We start from the raw sequence: 5,254 nt of genomic DNA on the forward strand, positions 1-5,254 counted from the left end.
GCACCCGCACCAGGTAGCGGTCGTAGCAGTCGCCGGTCTTGCCGATCGGGATATCGAAATCGAGGCGGTCGTACGCGTCGTACGGTTGCTTCTTGCGCAGGTCCCACGCGAAGCCGGAGCCGCGCAGCATCGGGCCGGTGAAGCCCAGGTTGAGCGCGCGCTCGGGCGAGACGATGCCGATGCCCACGGTGCGCTGCTTCCAGATCCGGTTCTCGGTCAGCAGCGTCTCGTACTCGTCGACGTAGTTGGGGAAGCGCCGGCAGAAGTCGTCGATGAAGTCGAGCAGCGAGCCCTGGCGGTTTTCGTTCAGCTCGCGCACGGTGCGCTCGTTCTTGAACTTGCTCGCCGTGTACTGCGGCATGGTGTCCGGCAGGTCGCGGTAGACCCCGCCCGGGCGGAAGTACGCGGCGTGCATCCGGGCGCCCGACACCGCCTCGTACATGTCGAACAGGTCTTCCCGCTCGCGGAAGCAGTAGATCAGGATGTTCATCGCGCCGCAGTCCAGGCCGTGCGCGCCGAGCCACAGCAGGTGGTTCAGCAGCCGGGTGATCTCGGCGAACATGACGCGGATGTACTGCGCGCGCACCGGCACCTCGACCCCGAGCATCTTCTCGACGGCCAGGCAGTAGGCGTGCTCGTTGGCCATCATCGACATGTAGTCGAGGCGGTCCATGTAGGGCAGCGCCTGCAGGTAGGTCTTGGTCTCGGCCAGCTTCTCGGTCGCGCGGTGCAGCAGCCCGATGTGCGGGTCGGCCCGCTGGATCACTTCGCCGTCGAGCTCCAGCACCAGGCGCAGCACGCCGTGCGCCGCCGGGTGCTGCGGCCCGAAGTTCAGGGTGTAGTTCTTGATTTCTGCCATGGTCAAACCTATTGCAGGCCGCCGTACTTGTCTTCGCGGATGATCCGCGGCGTGATCTCGCGCGGCTCGATCGTCACGGGCTGGTAGATCACGCGCTGGCGCTCGGGGTCGTAACGCATCTCGACGTAGCCTTCGGTCGGGAAGTCCTTGCGGAACGGATGCCCCACGAAGCCGTAGTCGGTGAGGATGCGGCGCAGGTCCGAGTGGCCCGTGAAGATGATCCCGTACAGGTCGAAGGCCTCGCGCTCGAACCAGTTGGCCGAGCTCCACAGCGAGGTGACCGAGTCGATTTCCGGCAGGTCGTCGTCGGGCGTGAACACCTTCAGGCGCACGCGCTGGTTCAGCGCCACCGACAGCAGGTGCACGGTGATGCAGAAACGCGGGCCTTCCCAGCCGCCCATGCGGTATTCGCTGTAGTCGACGCCGCACAGGTCGACCAGCTGCTCGAACTGGCAGCCCGGGGATTCCTTCAGCAGCCTGGCAGCCTCGAGGTAGTCGGCGGCGCCCACCAGCACGGTGACTTCGCCCCATTTGAGGTCGATCCGCTTGGCGCGAGCGCCCAGCGTCGCGGCCACCGTGTCCTTGAGAGCTTGGGGATCAACGGCGTAGAGAGTCATGAGTCAAGTGCCTTTCAGGCCCGGGCGATGGTTTGTGTGCGCCGGATCTTCTGCTGCAGCTGGATGATTCCGTACAGCAGCGCCTCCGCCGTCGGCGGGCAGCCCGGGACGTAGACGTCGACCGGCACGATGCGGTCGCACCCGCGCACCACCGAGTAGCTGTAGTGGTAGTAGCCGCCGCCGTTGGCGCAGGTGCCCATCGAGATGACCCAGCGCGGCTCGGCCATCTGGTCGTAGACGCGGCGCAGCGCCGGCGCCATCTTGTTGCACAGCGTGCCGGCCACGATCATCAGGTCCGACTGGCGCGGACTGGGCCGGAACAGCATGCCGAAGCGGTCGATGTCGTAGCGGGCCGCGCCCGCGTGCATCATCTCCACCGCGCAGCACGCCAGGCCGAACGTCATGGGCCACAGGGAGCCCGTCTTCGCCCAGTTGATGACCGTGTCGACGGTCGTCGTGACCATGCCCTTGTCGAGCAGGCCGGGCGGCATCTCTTTTTTCACCGCTGCAGGTGCCACGTTCGCCATTTCAATACTTCCTTGTGACGCTTGGGCCGCTCGTCATTCCCAGTCGAGCGCGCCCTTTTTCCACTCGTACACGAAGCCCACGACCAGGATCGCGAGGAACACCATCACCGACCAGAAGCCGACGGCGCCGATCTCCTTGAGCGAGACCGCCCACGGGAACAGGAACGCGATCTCGAGGTCGAACAGGATGAAGAGGATGGCCACGAGGTAGTAGCGCACGTCGAACTTCATGCGCGCGTCCTCGAAGGGATCGAAGCCGCATTCGTAGGCGGCGTTCTTCGCGGGATCGGGCTTCTGGAAGCCGAGGACGGTGCTGAGGAACCATCCGATGGCCATGGGGGCTACGCCCACGCCAAGGCCTACGAGCAGAAACAGGAGGACAGGGAGATACTGATCAAGATTCATCTTGAGTCTGAGTCCGCTCTTTGGCCTGCCGCAAGGCATGCAGCAGGCGTTCTCGTTTTTGGTGCCGTCGGCGAGACTCGAACTCGCACAGCTTTCGCCACTACCCCCTCAAGATAGCGTGTCTACCAATTTCACCACGACGGCGGTTGTATGCCCAAAACGGACCGAGCTGACGCTTCTTTTTGTCCGTTTGTGACAGGGTAGAGTTTACCCTGAAAAGACCACGCTTCCACTGCTGCTGAGTTGCGCAATATCAATCGCAACATGGGAACGGGCGGTCCTGCAGCCCGGCGCGGTTGCCCCCGCGCCGGCTGGTGTCGCGGCTCAGCGCGTCGGAATCTGCGCCGCGCCCGAAGCGCCGGTCGCGGGCGCGCCAGCGGCGCTCGCCACGCCGGCAGGCGCGGCCGTGCCCGGGATCTGGGCGGCGGCACCCGAGGCGGCCGGCGCGGCCGCGGGGGCGGGCGCGCTGGTGGCCGCGCGATCGAGCACGCTGCCCGACTCGGGCGCGCGCAGGTTGCCGAAATAGGCCAGCAGCAAGGTGCAGGCGAAGAAGACGGCGGCAAGCACGGCGGTCGTGCGCGACAGGAAGTTCGCGCTGCCGCTGGCGCCGAACAGGCTGCCCGAGCTGCCGCTGCCGAAGGCGGCGCCCATGTCGGCGCCCTTGCCGTGCTGGATCAGGATCAGGCCGATCATGCCGAGCGCCGTCAGCATCTGCACGGCGAGGATGGCGGTGAGGATGAAATTCATGGGGGATTCAACTCCGTGTTCTTGGGGGCGGGCGGCGCCTCAGCGCGCCGCCGCGATGATCTGCAGGAAATCGGGGGCCTTGAGCGACGCGCCGCCGACCAGGCCGCCGTCGATGTCCGGGCAGGCCAGCAGCGAAGCGGCGTTGCCCGCGTTCATGCTGCCGCCGTAGAGGATGGGCACGCGGTCGGCGTGCGGCGTCGCCGCCTTGAGCTGCGCGCGCAGCACCGCATGCACCTGCTGCGCCTGGTCTGGCGTCGCGGTGCGGCCGGTGCCGATCGCCCAGACCGGCTCGTAGGCCACGACCACTTCGCTGATGCAGTGGCCGTTGGCGTGGATGACGGCCGCGAGCTGGCGCTTGACCACCTCTTCGGTCTTGCCGGCTTCGCGCTCGGCCAGCGTCTCGCCCACGCACACGATCGGCGTGATGCCGCAGGCCAGCGCCGCCTTCGCCTTCTCGGCCACCAGCACGTCGCTCTCGCCGTGGTACTGGCGCCGCTCCGAGTGGCCGACGATCGCGTAGCGCACGCCGAACTCGCGCAGCATCGCCGCCGAGACCTCGCCGGTGAAGGCGCCGTCGGCATGCTGCGACACGTCCTGCGCGCCGAGCTGCAGCTTCGAGCCGGACTTGAGCATCTGCACCTGGGCCAGGTACGGCGCCGGCACGCACACGGCCACCTGGCAGGCGGCATCGCCCAGGCCCTTGGCGATGGCGCGCACCAGCGCGTCGTTGGCAGCCAGGCTGCCGTTCATCTTCCAGTTGCCGGCGATGAGTTTCTTCTTGTCCATGGTGTCACCAGGTGAGCACGATCTTGCCGACGTGCCGGTTCGATTCCATCAGCGCATGCGCCTTCGCCGCTTCGGCGGCCGGGAAGGTGGCGTGGATCACGGGCTTGATGGCGCCGCGCTCCAGCAACGGCCAGACCTTGCCCCGCAGCGCCTGCGCGATGGCCGCCTTGAACGCCACCGGCCGCGGCCGCAGCGTCGAGCCGGTGATCTGCAACCGGCGGCGCAGCACCAGGCCGGCGTTGAATTCGCTCTTGACCCCGCCCTGCACCGCGATGATGACCAGTCGCCCGTCTTCGGCCAGGCTCTCCACCTCGCGTGCGACGTAGGAGCCGGCGACCATGTCGAGGATGACGTTGACGCCGGCCCCGCCGGTCAATCGCCTGGCTTCCTCGGCGAAGTCCTGGGTCTTGTAGTTGATGGCGTGGTCGGCGCCGAGCTTCAGGCAGGCCTGCACCTTCTCGTCGCTGCCGGCGGTGGCGATCACCGTCGAGCCGAGCGCCTTGGCCATCTGGATCGCCGTGACGCCGATGCCGCTGGTGCCGCCCTGCACCAGCAGGCTTTCGCCCGGCTGCAGCCTGGCGCGGTCGTACACGTTGGTCCACACCGTGAAGAACGTCTCCGGCAGCGACGCCGCTTCGATGTCGCTCAGGCCCTTGGGCACCGGCAGGCACTGGCCCACCGGCGCGGCGCACAGCTGCGCGTATCCGCCCCCGGCGACCAGCGCGCAGACGCGGTCGCCGGCCTTGAAGCCGGCCGCCGCCATCGCCTGCGCATCGCCGCCGACGATCTCGCCCGCGACCTCCAGGCCGGGGATGTCGGACGCACCGGGCGGCACCGGGTAATTGCCGGTGCGCTGCAGCACGTCCGGGCGGTTCACCCCGCTGGCCGTGACGCGGATCAGCACCTCGCCCGCGGCGGCGGCCGCATCCGGGCGCTCGCCCAGGCGCAGGACTTCGGGGGCACCGAATGCACTGATTTCAACGGCTTTCATGCTCGTGCTCCGTCGCGATGGCGGGCGCCCGGCGGCGCCCACCACCCTCGCTTTCAGACCTGGTCGTCCACCGGCGGCTGCGGCTGCTGCTGCTCGCGCGGCTGCTGCGGCTGCTGGTCGCGCGGCTGGCGCTCGTCGCGGGGTTCGCGCGGCTCGCGCGGCTCCCGCGCTTCGCGCGGTTCACGTCCTTCGCGCGGCTCGCGGCGCTCGCGGTAGTCGCCGCGGCCTTCGCCGCGCGGACCGCGGTCTTCACGCGGGCCACGCTCTTCGCGCGGCGGGCGGTCTTCCATGCCGGCCGGCCGATCGAGCAGCGCCTTCATCG

8 protein-coding genes and 1 tRNA gene are annotated in these 5,254 nt (G+C 68.4%); 1 reads left to right on the forward strand and 8 read right to left on the reverse strand.

The window, feature by feature from the left end; genetic code table 11:
• From VNT59_RS20015 to VNT59_RS20050, 8 genes are all read right to left on the reverse strand, one after another.
• Positions 1-859 (reverse strand): NADH-quinone oxidoreductase subunit D (locus VNT59_RS20015; protein WP_325501408.1); only part of this gene is annotated, 859 nt, incomplete at its 3' end.
• An 8-nt stretch (positions 860-867) separates the two neighbouring features.
• The gene (locus tag VNT59_RS20020; RefSeq protein ID WP_325501410.1) at positions 868-1,476 is read right to left on the reverse strand and encodes an NADH-quinone oxidoreductase subunit C; all 609 of its coding nucleotides are present in this window, start codon (positions 1,474-1,476) and stop codon (positions 868-870) included.
• 14 nt (positions 1,477-1,490) lie between these two features.
• The gene (locus VNT59_RS20025; protein ID WP_325501422.1) at positions 1,491-1,967 is read right to left on the reverse strand and encodes an NADH-quinone oxidoreductase subunit B family protein; all 477 of its coding nucleotides are present in this window, start codon (positions 1,965-1,967) and stop codon (positions 1,491-1,493) included.
• 69 nt (positions 1,968-2,036) lie between these two features.
• Positions 2,037-2,408: an NADH-quinone oxidoreductase subunit A gene (locus tag VNT59_RS20030; protein WP_325501412.1), complete on the reverse strand. Its 372-nt coding sequence runs from the start codon at positions 2,406-2,408 to the stop codon at positions 2,037-2,039.
• A 59-nt stretch (positions 2,409-2,467) separates the two neighbouring features.
• Positions 2,468-2,552 (reverse strand) — tRNA-Leu (locus VNT59_RS20035).
• A 180-nt stretch (positions 2,553-2,732) separates the two neighbouring features.
• Complete coding sequence (gene secG, locus VNT59_RS20040; RefSeq protein WP_325501414.1) at positions 2,733-3,155, reverse strand: preprotein translocase subunit SecG; 423 nt, start codon at positions 3,153-3,155, stop codon at positions 2,733-2,735.
• Between the two features lie 39 nt (positions 3,156-3,194).
• Positions 3,195-3,941, reverse strand: coding sequence for a triose-phosphate isomerase (gene tpiA, locus VNT59_RS20045; protein ID WP_325501416.1), 747 nt, complete (start codon positions 3,939-3,941; stop codon positions 3,195-3,197).
• A gap of 4 nt (positions 3,942-3,945) precedes the next feature.
• The gene (locus VNT59_RS20050) at positions 3,946-4,932 is read right to left on the reverse strand and encodes an NAD(P)H-quinone oxidoreductase (protein ID WP_325501418.1); all 987 of its coding nucleotides are present in this window, start codon (positions 4,930-4,932) and stop codon (positions 3,946-3,948) included.
• A 17-nt stretch (positions 4,933-4,949) separates the two neighbouring features.
• Here VNT59_RS20050 and VNT59_RS20055 point away from each other — a divergent pair.
• The coding region (locus VNT59_RS20055; protein WP_325501420.1) for a hypothetical protein at positions 4,950-5,254 on the forward strand (305 nt) is incomplete at its 3' end.

The organism is Ramlibacter sp. (genome assembly GCF_035554825.1).
In the GTDB taxonomy this organism is placed as follows: Bacteria; Pseudomonadota; Gammaproteobacteria; order Burkholderiales; family Burkholderiaceae_C; genus Ramlibacter.

Coding starts and splice junctions, on each gene's coding strand:
- VNT59_RS20025 (WP_325501422.1), bottom strand. CDS start 1,967: ATGCCGCCCGGCCTGCTCGACAAGGGCATGGTCACGACGACCGTCGAC.
- VNT59_RS20030 (WP_325501412.1), bottom strand. CDS start 2,408: ATGAATCTTGATCAGTATCTCCCTGTCCTCCTGTTTCTGCTCGTAGGC.
- VNT59_RS20050 (WP_325501418.1), bottom strand. CDS start 4,932: ATGAAAGCCGTTGAAATCAGTGCATTCGGTGCCCCCGAAGTCCTGCGC.
- VNT59_RS20020 (WP_325501410.1), bottom strand. CDS start 1,476: ATGACTCTCTACGCCGTTGATCCCCAAGCTCTCAAGGACACGGTGGCC.
- tpiA (WP_325501416.1), bottom strand. CDS start 3,941: ATGGACAAGAAGAAACTCATCGCCGGCAACTGGAAGATGAACGGCAGC.
- secG (WP_325501414.1), bottom strand. CDS start 3,155: ATGAATTTCATCCTCACCGCCATCCTCGCCGTGCAGATGCTGACGGCG.